The organism is uncultured Alteromonas sp. (genome assembly GCF_963976965.1).
Taxonomy (GTDB): Bacteria; Pseudomonadota; Gammaproteobacteria; order Enterobacterales; family Alteromonadaceae; genus Alteromonas; species Alteromonas naphthalenivorans.
In genome coordinates this window covers 81,206-99,250 of record NZ_CAXBMP010000003.1, presented here as the reverse complement: position 1 = coordinate 99,250, position 18,045 = coordinate 81,206, and the positions used below count along the sequence as shown (strand labels likewise).

Genomic DNA, 18,045 nt, shown 5'->3' with positions numbered 1-18,045 from the left:
CTTTAGCGTACATGTTTTATTTTCGCTCGGGCGTATGGTAAAGCTGCCCTAGCGTTATTCCTCTTTTAAACCTTCCCGAAGTACCTTAATTTCACCATCGATAGGGGCAAGTAAGGCCAAGCCCATAATTTCAGCAAGCGCTGGGTATATTTCTAGATTACTGAAAGCTGGAAGCATTTTACCTTGTTTAAACGAAGGCCCGGACGCCACAAATAGCCCGCCCATGTCTGGCAACGTATTGAGATAACCATGGCTACCTTTGCTCACATGAGTATCTCCTTCACTTTTAAACCGTGCAGGCGGGGCAGTTTCCATAATAATATCGCCGGTTCGCGCATTGTACTGTGCATGCCTGACATCGCGTTCAACGGAGGTAAGCAAGATGAATCTCCCTTCCGCTAACAACCGGAGGCGATTTTTTTCATCTTCAATTTGCTCATAGGTAACCTCTGGCTTAGCATATAAACGCACTTGCGCACCACTGTTAAGCACAGTGAAATAATCAGGAATATTTAAAGACTCAACCATAATCTGGTGGCTATCTTTGACGTTGGTCATACCGTGATCAGATACCACAACCAAATTAACGTCTATCGAAAGCGCATTTAATCGGTCGTACAATTGACCGATTAGCTTATCTACCTTTGCAACAGCCTCTTTTGTTTTCTCGGACATAGGCCCTTCGTCGTGACCCACAGTGTCAGTCAATGAAAAGTAGCCTGAGACAAAAAGTGGCCTTGCAGCTTCCGGCAGACTTAACCATTGAACAATTTGGTCTATCCGTTGTTGGTAATCTGCATGCTTCGAGTAGTGATAAAGATAAGAAGGCAGCGCTCCTGCTATTCTAGCGTCAGATTCAGGCCAGAAATAGGTTGCAGCTTTATGCCCCTGAAACTCGGCCAAATGCCAAAGCGGCATCGCAGTAATCCAGCTGCTATCGTCTTGCGCCTTCCCCATAGAATATTGTGCGTAGCTACCCTCTTTGCTGGGTCGCAACTTGTCATAAAAACGATTATCGACAATGCCGTGATGTATGGGGAGTAGCCCAGTCACAATAGAAATATGGTTGGGGAAAGTATTGGCGGGATAGACAGGTGTTAACGATGTGCTTCGAACACCAGCCTTAGCAATTCGTGCGAGATTTTTTGCATTGTGCAGCTCGATGTAATCATGTCTAAACCCGTCTAAAGATATAAGAACTACATGATTTTTGCTACTTTCAGCCGACTGGCTCGAGGCCAGATTCTTATGGCTAACCGCATTCTGATTAACGACGGTGTTATTAATTGCATGCTTATTATCTGCATGGGCACTAAAGGCCGCTAGCGACAACCAACTAGCGGTAAGTACCGCGCCAATAAACGGTATTGTGAGCCGAGCGCTATCACGGGAAAACACCACTAGATTTCCTACATGCTAAGTAAATTTATTTGCTACTTAGCATGCATGATAAAACCCTGTGATGACAACATTATTATACTGGCGCTAACGTATCCAGCGGCCAGCGAGGCTTAGCTTGTGAAGAAAGCCCCAATACTTCACCGGCTTTCAAACGCTGCATACCTGCATAAGCTATCATGGCGCCGTTGTCGGTACAGTACGCTAAGTTAGGATAGAAAACCTCACCACGTAAGTCGTCCATCAAGGTTTTCATTTGTGTACGCAACATGGTGTTCGCACTTACGCCACCGGCAATCACTAAGCGCTTCATACCCGTTTGCTTGAGTGCACGCTTACACTTAATAATAAGCGTGTCGATAACCGCTTCTTGAAATGCGTATGCAATATTAGCTTTGGTTTGCTCGTTGTCATCCGCAGCACGGATGGTATTAGCGGCAAAAGTTTTCAAGCCGCTGAAGCTGAAATCTAAACCTGGGCGGTCTGTCATTGGCCTTGGGAATTTGTAATGCCCTGGCTCGCCTTTTTCTGCCAGCTTGGCTAATAAAGGCCCGCCTGGATAATCAAGCCCCAGTAGTTTGGCCGTTTTATCAAAGGCTTCACCGGCTGCGTCATCTATCGACTCACCGAGAACTTCGTAGCTGCCTATGCCTTCTACTTTTACCAACATAGAGTGGCCGCCAGAAACTAGTAATGCAATAAAAGGAAATTCAGGCGCGTTATCTTCTAACATGGGGGCGAGTAAATGCCCTTCCATATGATGTACACCTACTGCGGGTACCCCCCACGCGTAAGCTAGAGAACGCCCCACGGAAGAACCCACTAGTAACGCACCAATAAGGCCTGGGCCTTGGGTGAAGGCTACGCCGTCTAATTCATTAGGTTGGGTGTTAGCATCACTAAGCGCTTTTTCGATAAGCGGGATAATTTTTCTAACATGATCCCGTGACGCAAGTTCAGGCACTACACCACCGTAATCGGCGTGTAATTTCACTTGGCTGTATAATTCGTGTGACAATAATCCCGCAGTGTCGTCATAAACGGCGATACCCGTTTCATCACAAGAAGTTTCTATTCCTAATATACGCATACTATTCCTAATATTTGCATTGAGCCAAACCTTACTTTTACGTCTTTAACAACAATGTTTACGGTATAACAAACACCAATGGCTTGCTTAGTTATCGAACCTGTCGAGCCCAAGCTATAGCCGAATCGCAAGTATTGAGCATAATCAGCATCGTTTACCCTGCAAGAGGATACTTGAGTTACCTCAGCACTTATTGCAACAAAGTTTATTGCAATAGATCAGCACCTGACCTGTTTGATCATCTGCGATCTGTGATATGATCCACTCAACCAATGCGGGATCGCGCTGAATTCTTCTTCTCACGTAGACAGATAAAAGGTATTACCTTGTCTCAGAGGGCGCAGAGTTTACCTTTATTCCGCATATCTTGGAATGGTGCTTCGTTTATTTGCGCAATATTGCCTATTTTTTGGCAATTCAGTCTTTACTTTCTGTTCGGAAATGATTAGAATTTCGCACCATTTTTAACCCGGGTGGCCTTTTTAGCGCTCAATTTCCCGGAATTATACAGCAAAAGTTTTGAGGTGAGTGTTTAAATGCCTATCGTTAAAGTTAGAGAAAACGAGCCGTTTGATGTAGCGCTGCGTCGTTTTAAGCGTTCTTGTGAAAAAGCAGGTGTATTGTCTGAAGTTCGTCGTCGTGAGTTCTTCGAAAAGCCTACTTGGGAACGCAAGCGTAAGAAAGCCGCTGCGAAAAAGCGTCATCTAAAGAAATTAGCTCGTGAAAACGCACGTCGCGTAAAACTCTACTAAAACAGGGTTAAGTTACGAGTCTGAAAGGTGTTGCATTTGCAGCACCTTTCGCGTTTCTGGGGTACAGAAAATTTTTGATTAGCGCTTGTTAGCATTATTTGTTTACGCGAAACGCGCCGGTTATTAACATGCAGTGCGTCGGTGAATATCAAGACCCCCTGATAGACTCCCGATTTTTAATACCCCACTGACTTGCCCGTTATAGATAGTGTATGCCTTTTTATGAGTGTCCCTGCATAGAATGTTTTTTTACTTTTACTGTTTAACTTTTTTCTTTTTATAACTTTTTTCTTTATACCTTTATAATGACTTTCCTTCTTTGTTGAAACTTTACTTAATTTGGGAGCATCATGGCTTTAATAGACGATTTAAAATCTGCACAAAAAGATGCAATGCGCGCTAAAGAGAAATTACGTCTAGGCACCATTCGCATGGCAATAGCAGCCATTAAACAACGTGAAATCGACGAGCAAATCACCCTTACTGATAGCGACATTCTTGCAGTACTAACCAAGATGGTTAAGCAACGTCAAGATGCCGCCTCTCAATTTGATGCCGCTGACCGTGATGACTTGGCCAGTAAAGAGCGTGAAGAGATTGTTGTGTTAGAAGGTTTCCTTCCACAGCCTTTGACCGAAGACGAACTGGCTGCCTTAATTGATGAAGCTATGGTAAGTACCGGTGCTCAAGGCATGCAAGACATGGGTAAAGTAATGGGTAGCCTTAAACCACAAGTACAAGGCCGCACAGATATGGGCGCTCTAAGCGCTAAAATAAAAGCCCGTTTAAATGCCTAACTATCGATAAAAGTCGAGGGGTAGTAATAGCATTAGCTAGGTTTGTGTAATCGCAAACCTGGCATTTTCATTATTTACCTTCCCTGTTACAGTACTTTTTTGTGCTACCCTAATTACCGTTATAAGCATTAGTGTCTCCCCATGGCCGGAAAAATACCTCGCGATTTTATTGATGATCTTCTCTCACGTACCGATGTTGTAGACATTGTTGATAGTAGGGTGAAGTTAAAAAAAGCGGGCAAAAATTATCAAGCTTGCTGCCCTTTTCATAATGAGAAAAGCCCTTCTTTTACCGTAAGCCAAGAAAAGCAGTTTTATCATTGCTTTGGTTGTGGTGCCCACGGCAACGCGATTTCTTTTTTGATGGAATTCGACCGCCTTGAGTTTGTTGAGGCTATTGAAGAACTCGCCAAACTCTACGGATTAGAAGTACCGAGAGAAAAAGGCCACTTGCCTGTTGTTAGCGAAGAGAAAAAGCAGCAGCAGCAAGACGACTACTCACTAATGGAACAAGTTGTTCGCTTTTTCCAACACCAACTTAAACAAAATGAAAATAGCGGCAAAGCCATAGATTATTTAAAAAGTCGTGGGCTTAGTGGCGATATCGTTAAGCAATGGGAAATAGGCTATGCACCAGACAGTTGGGATGCGTTGCTAAAAACGTTTGGCAAAGACCAAGCCCGGGTAAAACAGCTTATCGACTTAAAATTGGTTAATCAGAACGATCAAGGTAGACGCTACGACTTTTTTCGCGACCGAATTATGTTCCCCATTCGGGACAAGCGAGGCCGCGTTGTTGGTTTTGGTGGCCGTGTATTAGAAGACGGCGGCCCAAAATATTTAAACTCCCCTGAAACCCGCATTTTTCATAAAGGCAGCGAGCTATTTGGTTTTTACCAAGCTCGTCAACAGAACCGTCAACTCGACGCAGTCCTTATTGTTGAAGGCTATATGGATGTGGTGGCGTTAAGTCAATTCGGTATTAACCAAGCAACGGCTGCACTTGGCACCGCTACCACAGCTGAACATATGCAAATGTTAGTGCGCGCAACCCCGCATATTGTTTGTTGTTATGATGGCGACCGTGCAGGTCGTGAAGCGGCGTGGCGCGCATTAGAAAATGCCCTGCCCGCGTTAAAAGACGGCGTCAGACTGTCTTTCTTATTCTTACCTGACGGCGAAGACCCAGATACTATGGTAAGAAAAATTGGTAAAGATGCCTTCATGGAAATGCTTGATAATGCTATGCCATTGTCACGCTTCTTCTTCGAAAACCAATTGAAAACACATAAAGTGGGTACACCGGAAGGTAAAATAGCGCTTCGCAAAGCAGCCATGCCATTAATTGAGAGTGTGCAGGGTGACGACCAAAAGCAGATGCTACTAGAAGAGCTCGCTAAACACACCGGTGAATACGACAGATTTAAGTTGCAGCAGGATATATCCAAAGCGAACCATGCCAGTAGCAAGCCTGCATATTCAGCGAATAGAAACCAAGTAGGTAAAGCTCGCTTGTCACCGCTACGCATGCTGATTAGGTTACTGCTAGACTCTCCCTCGTTAGCCACACGTTGTGATGACGTGCAACCTTCGGTATTTGAAGGGAGTGACGCAACCGGGATGGACCTGTTATTGGATATTCATCGCTATTGTGCCCAATATCCCCAAGCAACCACTGCTCAGCTAGTTGAAAACTTCCGCAATCATCCCCATTCTTCTACTATCGCGAAATTATTGTTACAAGAACATCTTGTTAAAGACGAGGATGCTGAGCGTGTTTATAGCGACAGTTTTGCTCGATTACTCGATTGGCATTTCGATAGCCGCATAGAAACTTTAATTTCCCGCTCTCGGGTTCAACCACTCACTCAAGTGGAAAAAGAGGAACTGAACTTGTTAATGAAGGAGCGCCAGAAAAGCTGACCATAAGGTCGAGGCTAATAACTGGCTAAAAAAACAGCCGTCAATCTGGTAAAACCATTAGTAATTCTGCTATACTGGCTAATTCGCTGCACGCACGCTTATAAGCATAAATGTGAACAAATTTGCAGCAATGTCAGTAGCAATTATAAAGCCGAACAAAACGGGCAGAACCAAACCCGGGCAGGTGTGCACCGTTTCATATGACGTGACACCGAGCGGAAGCGGCATTGATACAACAGTAGTACTACAGAGAAATAATGTACATACCTCTTTGGTATGGGTATTTCTATTGCAAACTAATTGAATGTGAGAAGTGTAGGTTATATGGCGCAAAGCAAGCAGTCTCAGATTAAACTCCTGATTGCAAAAGGTAAAGAGCAAGGTTACTTAACCTTTGCAGAAGTTAACGACCACCTGCCGCAAGATATTGTCGATTCTGATCAAATTGAAGATATTATTCGCATGATCAACGACATGGGAATTCAAGTTTCTGAATCTGCTCCAGATTCAGACGAACTTCTCATGCAAGAAGCAACCGCCGATGAAGACGCAGCCGAAGCTGCGGCTCAAGCGCTTGCTACAGTAGAAAGCGAAATTGGGCGCACCACCGACCCTGTGCGTATGTATATGCGTGAAATGGGTACGGTTGAGCTTCTTACTCGTGAAGGCGAAATTGAAATTGCCAAGCGTATAGAAGATGGTATTAACCAGGTTCAGTGCTCTGTTGCTGAATACCCTGAAGCCATCACCTATTTGCTCGATCAATGGGACTTGTACGAAGCAGAAGAAATTCGCATTAGCGACATTATTTCTGGTTTTGTTGACCCGAATGATGATCAAGATCTTGCTCCTACGGCCACGCACATCGGCTCTGAACTTTCAGAAGAAGAACTGGAAGATGAAGATGATGACGATGATGAAGAAGACGAAGATGAAGGCGGTGTAGATCCTGAATTAGCCCGTGCTAAGTTTGGTGCACTTCGTGATCAATACATCAAAGCACGTGACGTTATCGAGAAGAAAGGCCGCTCTCATGCCGCCGCTCGTGAGCAAATCAATGCATTGAGTGAAGTCTTCAAAGAATTCCGTCTAGTGCCTAAGCAATTTGATCGTATGGTTAAAAACATGCGTTCAATGATGGACAAAGTGCGTATCCAAGAACGTCTTGTCATGAAGTTCTGTGTTGTTAACGCTAAAATGCCTAAGAAAGATTTCATCAAGGCATTTGCAGGAAACGAAACGTCTTCTGCTTGGTTAACAAAAGCGATTAAAGCTAACGCAGCTTATTCTGACGCATTAGCCGTTAATAAAGAAGAAATTGAACGCTGTATTAGCAAGATGAACCAGGTTGAACAAGAAACTGGTTTGGTTATTGCTGATATCAAAGACATCAACCGTCGTATGTCAATTGGTGAAGCAAAGGCTCGCCGTGCGAAGAAAGAGATGGTTGAAGCCAACTTACGTTTGGTTATTTCAATTGCTAAGAAATACACCAACCGTGGTTTGCAGTTCCTTGACCTTATTCAGGAAGGTAACATCGGCCTGATGAAGGCGGTAGATAAGTTTGAATATCGCCGTGGTTATAAGTTCTCAACTTATGCTACCTGGTGGATTCGTCAGGCAATTACCCGTTCTATTGCCGACCAAGCGCGTACTATCCGTATTCCTGTGCACATGATTGAAACGATTAACAAACTTAATCGTATCTCTCGTCAAATGCTACAAGAAATGGGTCGTGAGCCAACACCTGAAGAGTTGTCTGAACGCATGCTTATGCCAGAAGACAAAATTCGTAAAGTGTTGAAAATTGCTAAAGAGCCAATCTCAATGGAAACGCCAATTGGCGATGATGAAGATTCGCATCTAGGTGATTTTATCGAGGACAGCACCATTATACAGCCCCTCGATTCTGCGACCGGCGGTAGCCTTAAAGACGCAACACAAGAAGTGTTGGCAGGGCTTACAGCACGTGAAGCGAAGGTACTTCGTATGCGTTTCGGTATCGACATGAATACTGACCATACACTTGAAGAAGTGGGCAAGCAGTTTGACGTTACCCGTGAGCGTATTCGTCAAATTGAAGCGAAGGCATTGCGTAAGCTACGTCATCCTAGCCGCTCTGAGCAGCTACGAAGCTTCTTAGACGAGTAGAATACTCGCAAGTAATAAAACAATATAAAATCCCCTGCTTTGCCAGGGGATTTTTTTTATCTGAATTGGCGCTAAGCTGTGGCACAAAATAGTCACTTGCAACAGCCAACATGGTTACTTACCAAAGTAATTACGTTCCATTTGCGGCGCTAATTATTCAGTAGCTTCGTGATTTTTACTCGCCGATAGCAACTTAATGTCAGATACAAAAACGCCCTCAATGTTGAGGGCGTTTTTTATATTTAGTTAGCGGTTATACGCGGAACTGCTTTGCTATCAGTTCTAAATGCTGTGCTAAATCGGCAAGTTCGTTACACATCACACCTAATTCGCCCGAACGACTAGAGGTTTGCTCTGTACGTTGGTGAATCTCTTCAACATGCCTCACAATGTCTACCGCCACTGTACGCTGATCTTCAGTGTTGTGCGCAATCTGTTCGTTCATTTGATTAATGCGACCAATTGTACTGGTAATCGTTTCTAAACTAACACCGGCTTTATTAGCTGTTTCAACACTATTGGTTGCTTGCTCGGTACCGCGAGACATCACTTCTACAGCCGAATGCGCTGCGCTCTGTAGCTGCTCAATGGTGCTTTGAATTTCTTCAGTCGATTGTTGGGTACGTGATGCTAGTGTACGAACTTCATCAGCAACAACGGCGAAACCACGCCCTTGCTCGCCGGCTCTAGCAGCTTCAATAGCGGCATTAAGTGCCAGTAAGTTAGTTTGTTCAGCAATACCTTTAATCACGTCGAGTACCGAACCAACTTTATTAGAATCTGACTCAAGGCGCCCAATCACATCAGCGGTTTCACGCACGTTTTCGGCTAACTGCTGAATACTAGAAACGGTTTGTTGTACTATTTGACGACCTTCGCCAGCGGCGCTAGTCGCTTCATTAGCATCAGCAGCAGCTTGTGCGGCACTGTGTGCTACTCCGTCTACTGAACCACTCATTGTATCAACCGCTAGTTTGGCGTTTTGTGCAGACTGCTGTTGAATATCAATAGTACGCTGGGTTTCTTCCGTTAGGCCGCGAAGGTTTTGCGCCAAGTTTGATAACGGCAAACTTGCCTCAACCACATCTTTCACAACGCCTTGCAGCTTATCCATGAACTGGTTAAACCAATAAACCAATTCACCAATTTCATCTTCACTTTTCGTTGCGATACGAACGGTCAAATCACCGTTTTCTTGGGCAATATCTTTAAGCGAGCGCACTACATCGTCAATGCTTTGCTTGATACCACGAACAATGGGCACAGCGGTAGCAAACAATAATAAGGTGACGACGATAGTCATTACCACACCGGTACTAATAAGTGAGGTATTAGCGGCGTTGGTTCTTTCAAACGACTCAACAAAAGCGGCCTGTTGCTCGTCTCTAAAATTCGACATAGAGGCAATAACGGCGTCATATGAGCCATTCATCTGCGACGACAATTGACCTAAACGGCTAAAATCAGCAGTGCCATCAACCATAGATTGAGATACACCGAAAGCCACTTCGAAGTAATCATCAAACCCCTGGGAAATCTTAGATATTGCAGGACCGAATTCAGGGCTAATTGCTTTAATCTCATCAAGCCCTGCTTTTGCATCTGAGGCTAACTCACTCGCAGCGCTTAATGTATCTTGATCGCCTGTGGTCACCGCGCTACTCAATGTATCCCTCACCTTTTGCATATCTACCAAAGTAGAGGCAGACAATTGAAGTGCGGGGAACTGAACCTTCTCAACTTTCTCTAGGGTGTCGCCATTGTTCAAAGCAACATAAACCGTAATTAAGAGGTAAATAATAAAGCTTAATGCAGCAATTCCCGGTATCAGGAAAATCTTTGTTGCGATGGGCATTTTTTTTAGAAAATTCATTTTTATCTCACCAATTACGTCACGTTACTTTAGGCACGGCCACAAAACATGGCTTTGTTATTCTATATCTTCACTTTCTCAAAAAACTTTAGAAATATCTTAGCCCTGCGCATTGCTGAACAGGGCTATAAAACATCCAACTGTAATGCTAATTAGAATGTATAGTTTGCGCCAACTCTAAGAAGCGTAGCATCGTTAGCGTCAATTAGGTCATCGCTGTACCAAGTAACGCCAGCTTTAAGTGCAAATCCTGGCTCTACATCATAACGAAGGCCTAAAGTAACAGCAGAAGTGTCCTGTGCTTGGTCGGCAGCAATACCTGTAGCCGCTTGGTAAATTGCAGACCATGTTGCATCCGTTACTGCATCGCCTGTGTCAATCATGCTAGGCAGCCCGGCTACAAGCCCAACTTGATCAGCATTATCAGCTTCTTCTACTTCATAAGTAATATGAGGTGTAAATTTACCAAAGCGCATTCCAGCAGTTACATACCATGCTTCGTTTGACGCGATGATTGCATCATCTACTTCTGTTTTTGTAAACTCAGCGCCAACAAACCAGTCATATTTATCAATAGCCACGGCTACTTCAAAGAATGTACCTGTGTCTTCATTTACGCTGAACCCTTCTGCGGCAGCAGTTGCTGATGGAATGAATGACCCAAATTGTCCCATCCCCGCAACAAACGTATCAAAATCTTCGTTAACTGCCGTGGTTTTACCGCGTGCTAGTAAAGTACGAGCACTGAACCAATCACGTGTCGCTTCAAAAGAAACGGCAACTACGTTTTCTAACTCTAGCTCAGCCGGTGTACCGGAAATAAAAGTATCAGCTTGAACTCGACCCACAGTAAACTGCGCGCCATATTCCCAATCGCCTGAGTATGTGCTGTAGTCAAGACGCACACCATCGATGTTGTTGAAATCGATGCCGTAAACAGAGTCAGGTGGCGTTAACCAGTGGTACGAATAACCCACATCTAATGACGCAGAGTATTTGAACAGTGGTAAACGGATTCTACCCGCACTAATGCTTACGTTGTTATTTACCACGTAAGTCATGTAAGCCCACTCGAAGCTTGCATCGTAGTCATCACTACCACGGCCTACTAACTGCGCCGTAGCAGAAAGCTTGTCGCTTACATCGCCACGTACTTGCAGTCCAAAGACACTTGCTGGATCAAAGGTAAAGTCGCTGTCGTAATCGTATACTGCTTCGTCATCATCTAGTGTCATACCACCGATTAAGTTAGCGAAGCCGTTAATTTGAATTTCTGCAAATGCTGGTGCGGCTAAAAGGCTAGCAGCGGTCAAAAAGGCAAGTTTGGTTTTCATGCTCGTTCCTTAAAAATTCTTAAACTGTGTAATCAAAAAGTGGCAACTACGCGAACGCTTCCGTCTACGGAGCCAGCATCTACATAGCCAATTGCACCTGGGTCTGCAGCAACAGCTGAAACCACCTCGGCGTCGCTACCTAATGCTTTAGGAGGCTGACCTTTCCCAGTAAAAACTAATTTAGACCAAAAAGCGGTAAGCTGAGACGCTGATTTATTCAAAACTTTACCGTTGAATTCATCTGTCGCAGCTTGCCCTTCAGCAAGTGCTAGTGGAACTGCTTTCGTGCCGTTTGGAAAAGCTTTCATTTTGTTAAGGAAGAGGCGGCTGATTGAATCTTTATCTAACGCATCACCATTGGATGGGTGAACTATCACTGCTACATCTGCAAAAGCCATGCTGCTGCATAAACTCGCTGCTAGTATCCACTGTTTCATTACATGTCCTCTAAGTCGTATTTGTTTCGGTAGCGCGATTTAAGAACGTTAATCTTCAATTCGCAACACCGATATGCTTATTTTTTAAGCTTACTCATACAGATATCTTCCTGCTTAAAGATTAAGATAAGTATTAGCAAGGATTGGAAAAACTGCCAACTGAGATACGAAAAAATTTTCGTATAAACTTTCTGTACGTTCAGTCTGGCTTTAAAAAGTAGGCGCAGTTTAGGGAAGAAGGGCGTAGAAACAACTATACTAAAGGATAAGCGTAACGGTAGGGGTCACTGATTCATACGTGAAAATAATTAAGGCTTAGCGGAAAAATAAATAAAACCCAATATAATCAAATGCATACAAGAAGATCAAAAAATTCACTTAGGAGTGTCGAACGATATTAATGTATAAAAACATATACCTTAATATCGTACGACTTTTTGAACTTTTCAATACTTCTTAGTTATTCACTACGTATAGATGAATTGAATAGGCGTTTAATAAACACGCTTTTGCTCATAGTAAAACAGACTTAGTTTTCTTCTCCTTTACGGTAGGGAATTTCAACTTCTAAGCGTTCTATCTCAGTGGTTCTTTGCTGAGGTGAGCCTGTATTTCGGGCCAGCCAACTGTAAGCGGTAGGCACTACGTATAAGGTCATGAATGCTGAAACCAACACGCCTGCAGCGATAACCATACCAATAACCATGCGACTTTCCGCGCCAGGCCCTGAAGCAAACACTAAGGGCAAAGAACTGAATACCGTCGTAAAACCAGTCATAACGATAGGGCGAAGACGCTGAGCAGCTGCCCGTCGCAGAGCATCTTCGAAGTTCATACCTGCATCGCGAAGTTGATTCGCAAACTCCACAATCAAAATACCGTTCTTCGCAGCAAGACCAATCAACATAACCAGCCCTATTTGGCTATAAATATTAAGTGTCATACCGGCAAAATAGAGGCCAATAAAAGCACCTATCAGCGCAAGAGGTACAGTTAACATGATGACTAGCGGGTGTATCCAGCTTTCAAATTGCGCAGCAAGGATCAAGTATGTGACTGCAAGCGCCAGCATGAACACATAGATAAATGAATTTCCTTGTTCTTGATAAAGCTGTGACTCACCTTTGTAGTCGATAGATACGTTGTCGGGTAGCTCTGTGCGTACGATATTCTCGAGGTAAGCTAAGCCTTCCCCTAACGTGTAGTCGCCGGCAAGGTTGGCTGAAATGGTCACAGCACGCATACGGTTATAGCGATTTAAACGAGAGGACGTTGCCTGCTCTTCGAAAGTAAGCAAGTTGTCCATGGGAATAAGCTCGCCGCTTCTGGAAGAGCGAACATAAAGATTATCGATACTATTTGGGCTTCTGAAATCAGCCTCTATACCCTCGATAATAACATCGTACTCTTCGCCTCTATCTAAAAATGTGGATACCGTACGTTGCCCTAACATCACTTCTAAGGTACGGCCAATATCACTTATAGACACACCTAAATCAGCTGCCCTGTCTCTGTCTATATTGACCAACAACTGAGGTGATGTTTCTTTATAGTCAGAGTCGATTCGAACTAATTTTCGATTTTCTGACGCTTTTTCGATTAGGATGTCACGCCACTCAACTAAGTTCTCGTACGTGTCACCTTGCAACACGAATTGCACAGGGCGGCCGAAACCTGCGCCTGAAATACCACTTCGCATGATGGCAAATGCTCTTACATCTGGCACGACATCAAGCTTCGCACTGATTTCATCCATTAATGTGAAGGTGCTAAAATCACGTTCATCCCAATCGGCAGAGCCAATAATAGCCATACCTGCATTATTCCCAAACCCAGGTGTACGTACTAGTAATCTGCCTATTTCACCACTTTCACGGTAAGGCATTAGAATGTCTTCGATAAGTTTTAAATTAGCGGCATTGCTTTCGAAACTAGCCCCTTCTTGCGAATTCATTAAAATATAAAAGTTACCGCGATCTTCTTTTGGCACAAATTCGCTAGGTAACTTTTCTGATATTTGCACTAATGCCACCACTGAAACAATCAGCAATAACACCATGATAAACGGCTGGTGAATAGTACTTCCTAGGCTTTTGAAATAGCGATTTTCTAGGGCATGAAAACGCTTATCCATCCACGCACCGAATCCTGCTGAACGGGTACGCTTTTTCAGAATTTTCGAGGCCATCATGGGCGATAGGGTTAATGCAGTGAAACTAGAAAACGCCACAGCAGCAGCAATAGCTAAGGCAAACTCAGTAAACAAACGCCCTACATTACCTTCTAAAAACACCAAGGGCACAAATACAGAAATCAATACCAGGGTAGTAGCAATAACTGCAAAACCCACCTCTCTAGCGCCTCGATAAGCGGCTAATATAGGGGGCTCGCCCATTTCTATACGACGGGAAATATTCTCAAGTACCACAATAGCGTCATCTACCACCAGCCCAATCGCCAACACCATGGCCAGTAAGGTAAGTAGGTTGATAGAGAAGCCTAATGCATACATCACAATAAATGCTGCGACTAGAGACACGGGTACGGTGACCGCGGGAATAAGTGTGGCGCGTACATTGCCCAAGAAAAGGTAAATAACAATCACCACCATAAGCATGGCTATAGCGAGGGTTTCATAAACTTCGTTAATCGATGCTTCAATAAACACCGAGGAGTCATAACTGGGCACAATGAAAATATTGTCCGGCAAGGTTTCTTCAATTTTTCTGATTTGCGCTTTTGCTGAGCGTGCAACATCTAAGGTATTAGCTTTTGACTGCTTTATAATGCCCAAACCAATCATGTTAACGCCGTCGCCTCTGAACTCGGTTTCGTCGTCTTCAGCCGCCAATTCCACATTCGCAATTTCACCTAAGCGAACAAGGTATCCATCGTCTCCTACTGCAACCGTTAGGGCGGCAAAGTCTTCTGGCGATAAAAAAGTACGCGCTACACGCACTTCAAAGTTTCTATCTAGCGACTCAACTTCACCGGCAGGAAGTTCGACATTTTCAGAACTAATAACACTTTCAACATCGGTTACGGTAATTCCCCGAGCTGCCATGGCGTTTCTATCAAGAAATACTTTCATGGCATAGCGACGACCACCACCAATTTGAACCCGGGCGACCCCATCGGCTACCGATAAGCGGTCTACCAAGAAGCGTTCTGCGTAGTCGGTAAGCTCCATGGTGTTAAGATTCGTACTGCGTAAGTTGTACCAAACAATAGCGCTTTGATCGGAATCGGCCTTTGACACTTCTGGGGGATCGGCCTGATCAGGCAGGTTATTTAACGCCCTACTCACTCGCTCTCGCACATCGTTGGCGGCAGCGTCGATATCTCGAGATAGTTTAAATTCTATGGTGATATCAGAACGGCCATTAGTGGACGCTGAGGTAATATTTTTAATCCCCTCAATACCCGAAATTCTATCTTCGAGTAATTGAGTAATGCGAGTTTCAACAATATTGGCCGATGCGCCCGTGTATTTGGTTGAAACCGATACAATAGGCGGGTCAATGTCTGGGTATTCACGAAGGGCCAGCATGGAAATGGCGACCACACCAAATATAATCAGCAGCAGGTTGATAACCGTTGCAAATACTGGCCTTTTTACTGAAATGTCAGATAACAACATGGCTTAACCCTCGTTGTTACGGTTAAGAACGTTAACAGCAGACTGGTCGCGCACTCTAAGCGTGCCTTCTGTTATCACTTCGTCACCAGCTTTAAGGCCTGACACAATTTGAACAATACCAGGTCGGCGCTCGCCAATCACCACTTCACGCTGATGGGCAACGTCGTCTTCTACCACATACACATATTGAATATCTTGCACTGGCACCAAGGCTTTCTCAGGAAGAATAAGCGTATCAAGCACACGCTTTTCAACCACGATGGTAAGTAACATGCCTGGGCGCAATCGTTGGTCTTTGTTGTCAATAATTGCGCGTACGCTAATAGCGCGGCTGATGGGATCTAATCGGGTATCAATATGAGTGATTTTTCCGCTAAACACTTCATCAGGATAGGCCACCGATGTAGCAGAAACCTTTTGACCTTTCGCTACACTCGCCAATTGATTTTCGGCAATACTGAAATCAACTTTGACTACGCTAATATCATCAAGGGTAGTTATAACGCCAGCGGGCTGCACCAATGAGCCAATGCTGACTTGTCGTGCGCCCAGCACACCTGAAAATGGCGCGCGAATTTGCAAATCATCAACCTGTGCTTCAGCGATGTCTAATTGCGCTTCTAATCCTTTTACCCGTGCTTGTTGTTCATCAAGCAGTTGCTCAGATGCGGCGCTAGATTCACGTAAGTTAAAAATACGGGTGTATTGGCGCTTTGCTTCATCAATATTGGCGCGTAATTCAGCAACCCGAGCCAACTCTTCATTGTTGTTTAGCTGAATAAGCACTTGGCCAGCTTTCACACTATCGCCATCTTCGAAGTTAACTGAGCGTACGGTTTCGGTAACTTGTGCAGTGACCGCTATCGATTCATTCGCTCTGGCAGTGCCAAGGGCTTCAATAGTAATCGCCATTGCGCCTTGCTCTACCAATATGGTTTTCACTGTTGTGGCTAAAGGACCGCCTTTTTTCACCTCTTTTTCTGCGGGCAAGTTTAAATAGACAACCACAGCCGCTAACAATAAAGCCCCTATTAGTAATGGAGATAGTAATTTGCGTGAAGACATAACCTTTCCTATTGGTAAATAGGCACCACGTGATAAAGTAACCAAGTTGGTGCATTAACGAGATTCAGGGTCGCGTTCAAACTAAAACCTTTATCTACGTTTTTATTATTATTAATTTTTTCTGAATAGTATTTTACCCAAACTAATGAGTATCAATTTTCGCTTATCATCCATTTTGGTAGTTTTAACGCTTTTTGGATGTACAAAGACGGTGCCTGAAGCGCCTTTTTGCCGAAGCACGAATAACGATGAGCATACTCAAAGTGCCGCAGCATGCATCATTAAGGTGCAAAACAAAGCGCTTTTGATTAAACATCGCCTTTCAAATCGTCTAGATTTTCCCGGTGGTGGAAAAAAAGATGGCGAATCATTAGTTTGCGCAGCCCACAGAGAAACATGGGAAGAAACAGGTTTCAATGTCGAGGTCGGTGAAAAACTGGCCGTTACACAAAACGGTCTTGCGCTATTTGAGTGTACATTAAACGCTGGGGTAGAACACTTGCCAGATGTGTTTGATGCGCCGCCATGGGCAAAACTAGAAGTGATTGAATTAGTACAAGCCGATCCCTTTTTACTTACTCATATCGAACTTCGCTTTCCTGATGACCTTATTGCGTTTCGCGATAGCTTTAATAAAATTAAAGTGAGCCAGTCCCAGCAAGAATAATGTGTGAGTAGTTGTGCCAATGCCCTTGCTTTGGTAATTTGACTACCCGCTGATATCAGAAGGCATTAAGCCATCATTATCTTCATGTTTAGCCTACGATATTTAGGAGACAGGCCGTGTATTCATTAGCTCCTCTTAGCCTTAAAGGCAAAGTGTCTGAAATAGAATGGCAAACCCGCGTCGATTTAGCTGCATGCTATCGACTGGTTGCTGATATGCGTTGGGGCGACCTTATCTATACGCATATTTCGGCTAAAGTCCCCGGTACCGACCATTACTTAGTTAACGCCTTTGGTTTAGGGTTTGACGAAGTGACAGCGTCGAACCTTGTCAAAGTAGACCTTGAAGGTAACATTCTTGATGATTCACCTTATCAAATAAACCCAGCTGGATTTACTATCCATAGTGCCATTCACGAAGTTCGTCACGATGCACTATGCGTTATTCATTTGCATACACTCGCCACCATTTCAGTGGCATCGGTAAAAGGTGGGTTAAAGCCTTGGAGCCAGTATTCTTTATTTTCACTTCCCTCGTTGTCGTACCATAGTTACGAAGGCTTAGCAGTAAACGACAGTGAAAAGAAAAGACTACAAAATGATTTGGGCGATACCAATCATATGCTACTGCCTAATCATGGAGGGCTAACAGTAGGCCCCACCGTAGGTGATGCATTCATGCGCTTTTATGATTTACAAAGAGCCTGTGAAATTCAGCTGGCACTCATGCAGTCGAATGAAGAGGTTATTGATATACCCCAGCCTATTATCGACGGTATTTATCAGCAAGCCAGCGTGGTTCACAGTGGTGAAACCGGCGGCCAGAAGGCCTGGCCCGCCATGCTAAGAAAAGCCTATAAGCTTGACCCTGGCTTTTGTGAATAAACCCTTTTAAGCGTCGTTGCCAGTGCCGCTAGCA

General features: G+C 44.2%; 13 protein-coding genes. 6 read left to right on the top strand and 7 right to left on the bottom strand.

Annotation, left to right across the window (positions count from 1 at the left end; all coding sequences use genetic code 11):
- Positions 1 to 54: 54 nt before the first annotated feature.
- The gene (locus AAC006_RS03540; RefSeq protein ID WP_339890689.1) at positions 55 to 1,401 is read right to left on the bottom strand and encodes an ectonucleotide pyrophosphatase/phosphodiesterase; all 1,347 of its coding nucleotides are present in this window, start codon (positions 1,399 to 1,401) and stop codon (positions 55 to 57) included.
- A gap of 73 nt (positions 1,402 to 1,474) precedes the next feature.
- Positions 1,475 to 2,488 carry a tRNA (adenosine(37)-N6)-threonylcarbamoyltransferase complex transferase subunit TsaD gene (tsaD, locus tag AAC006_RS03535; protein WP_013785434.1) on the bottom strand — a complete coding sequence of 338 codons (1,014 nt, stop codon included), beginning with the start codon at positions 2,486 to 2,488 and terminating at the stop codon, positions 1,475 to 1,477.
- 536 nt (positions 2,489 to 3,024) lie between these two features.
- On the opposite strand from tsaD, the gene rpsU reads away from it, so the two are divergent.
- The 4 genes from rpsU (at position 3,025) to rpoD (ending at position 8,111) form a co-directional block, all read left to right on the top strand.
- Positions 3,025 to 3,240 (top strand): 30S ribosomal protein S21, encoded by a 216-nt coding sequence (gene rpsU, locus AAC006_RS03530; RefSeq protein ID WP_012517258.1) that lies wholly within the window; start codon positions 3,025 to 3,027, stop codon positions 3,238 to 3,240.
- 350 nt (positions 3,241 to 3,590) lie between these two features.
- Positions 3,591 to 4,037, top strand: coding sequence for a GatB/YqeY domain-containing protein (locus tag AAC006_RS03525; RefSeq protein WP_013785435.1), 447 nt, complete (start codon positions 3,591 to 3,593; stop codon positions 4,035 to 4,037).
- Between the two features lie 141 nt (positions 4,038 to 4,178).
- Entirely contained in the window at positions 4,179 to 5,960 is a 1,782-nt protein-coding gene (gene dnaG / locus AAC006_RS03520) for a DNA primase (protein ID WP_013785436.1), read from the top strand.
- 324 nt (positions 5,961 to 6,284) lie between these two features.
- The gene (gene rpoD / locus AAC006_RS03515) at positions 6,285 to 8,111 is read left to right on the top strand and encodes an RNA polymerase sigma factor RpoD (RefSeq protein WP_013785437.1); all 1,827 of its coding nucleotides are present in this window, start codon (positions 6,285 to 6,287) and stop codon (positions 8,109 to 8,111) included.
- A gap of 253 nt (positions 8,112 to 8,364) precedes the next feature.
- Here rpoD and AAC006_RS03510 read toward each other — a convergent pair whose 3' ends face one another.
- The 5 genes from AAC006_RS03510 to AAC006_RS03490 form a co-directional block, all read right to left on the bottom strand.
- Positions 8,365 to 9,984, bottom strand: a complete 1,620-nt coding sequence (locus tag AAC006_RS03510; protein ID WP_126872459.1) for a methyl-accepting chemotaxis protein — start codon at positions 9,982 to 9,984, stop codon at positions 8,365 to 8,367.
- A gap of 152 nt (positions 9,985 to 10,136) precedes the next feature.
- Entirely contained in the window at positions 10,137 to 11,318 is a 1,182-nt protein-coding gene (locus AAC006_RS03505; protein WP_126872458.1) for a topoisomerase IV, read from the bottom strand.
- Between the two features lie 32 nt (positions 11,319 to 11,350).
- A complete protein-coding gene (locus tag AAC006_RS03500) occupies positions 11,351 to 11,755 on the bottom strand; it encodes a phosphate ABC transporter substrate-binding protein (RefSeq protein ID WP_126872457.1) in 405 nt (134 codons plus the stop codon).
- Between the two features lie 529 nt (positions 11,756 to 12,284).
- Entirely contained in the window at positions 12,285 to 15,395 is a 3,111-nt protein-coding gene (locus tag AAC006_RS03495; RefSeq protein ID WP_339890685.1) for an efflux RND transporter permease subunit, read from the bottom strand.
- A gap of 3 nt (positions 15,396 to 15,398) precedes the next feature.
- Positions 15,399 to 16,460 carry an efflux RND transporter periplasmic adaptor subunit gene (locus tag AAC006_RS03490; RefSeq protein ID WP_126872455.1) on the bottom strand — a complete coding sequence of 354 codons (1,062 nt, stop codon included), beginning with the start codon at positions 16,458 to 16,460 and terminating at the stop codon, positions 15,399 to 15,401.
- Between the two features lie 145 nt (positions 16,461 to 16,605).
- Here AAC006_RS03490 and AAC006_RS03485 point away from each other — a divergent pair, with 145 nt between their 5' ends.
- Together AAC006_RS03485 and AAC006_RS03480 are read left to right on the top strand one after the other, a co-directional pair.
- Positions 16,606 to 17,127 carry an NUDIX hydrolase gene (locus tag AAC006_RS03485; RefSeq protein WP_126872454.1) on the top strand — a complete coding sequence of 174 codons (522 nt, stop codon included), beginning with the start codon at positions 16,606 to 16,608 and terminating at the stop codon, positions 17,125 to 17,127.
- A 116-nt stretch (positions 17,128 to 17,243) separates the two neighbouring features.
- On the top strand, positions 17,244 to 18,011 hold the full coding sequence (locus AAC006_RS03480) for a class II aldolase/adducin family protein (protein WP_126872453.1): 768 nt from the start codon (positions 17,244 to 17,246) through the stop codon (positions 18,009 to 18,011).
- Positions 18,012 to 18,045: the final 34 nt, after the last annotated feature.

Coding starts and splice junctions, on each gene's coding strand:
- tsaD (WP_013785434.1), bottom strand. CDS start 2,488: ATGCGTATATTAGGAATAGAAACTTCTTGTGATGAAACGGGTATCGCC.
- rpsU (WP_012517258.1), top strand. CDS start 3,025: ATGCCTATCGTTAAAGTTAGAGAAAACGAGCCGTTTGATGTAGCGCTG.
- AAC006_RS03525 (WP_013785435.1), top strand. CDS start 3,591: ATGGCTTTAATAGACGATTTAAAATCTGCACAAAAAGATGCAATGCGC.
- dnaG (WP_013785436.1), top strand. CDS start 4,179: ATGGCCGGAAAAATACCTCGCGATTTTATTGATGATCTTCTCTCACGT.
- rpoD (WP_013785437.1), top strand. CDS start 6,285: ATGGCGCAAAGCAAGCAGTCTCAGATTAAACTCCTGATTGCAAAAGGT.
- AAC006_RS03510 (WP_126872459.1), bottom strand. CDS start 9,984: ATGAATTTTCTAAAAAAAATGCCCATCGCAACAAAGATTTTCCTGATA.
- AAC006_RS03505 (WP_126872458.1), bottom strand. CDS start 11,318: ATGAAAACCAAACTTGCCTTTTTGACCGCTGCTAGCCTTTTAGCCGCA.
- AAC006_RS03500 (WP_126872457.1), bottom strand. CDS start 11,755: ATGAAACAGTGGATACTAGCAGCGAGTTTATGCAGCAGCATGGCTTTT.
- AAC006_RS03495 (WP_339890685.1), bottom strand. CDS start 15,395: ATGTTGTTATCTGACATTTCAGTAAAAAGGCCAGTATTTGCAACGGTT.
- AAC006_RS03490 (WP_126872455.1), bottom strand. CDS start 16,460: ATGTCTTCACGCAAATTACTATCTCCATTACTAATAGGGGCTTTATTG.
- AAC006_RS03485 (WP_126872454.1), top strand. CDS start 16,606: ATGAGTATCAATTTTCGCTTATCATCCATTTTGGTAGTTTTAACGCTT.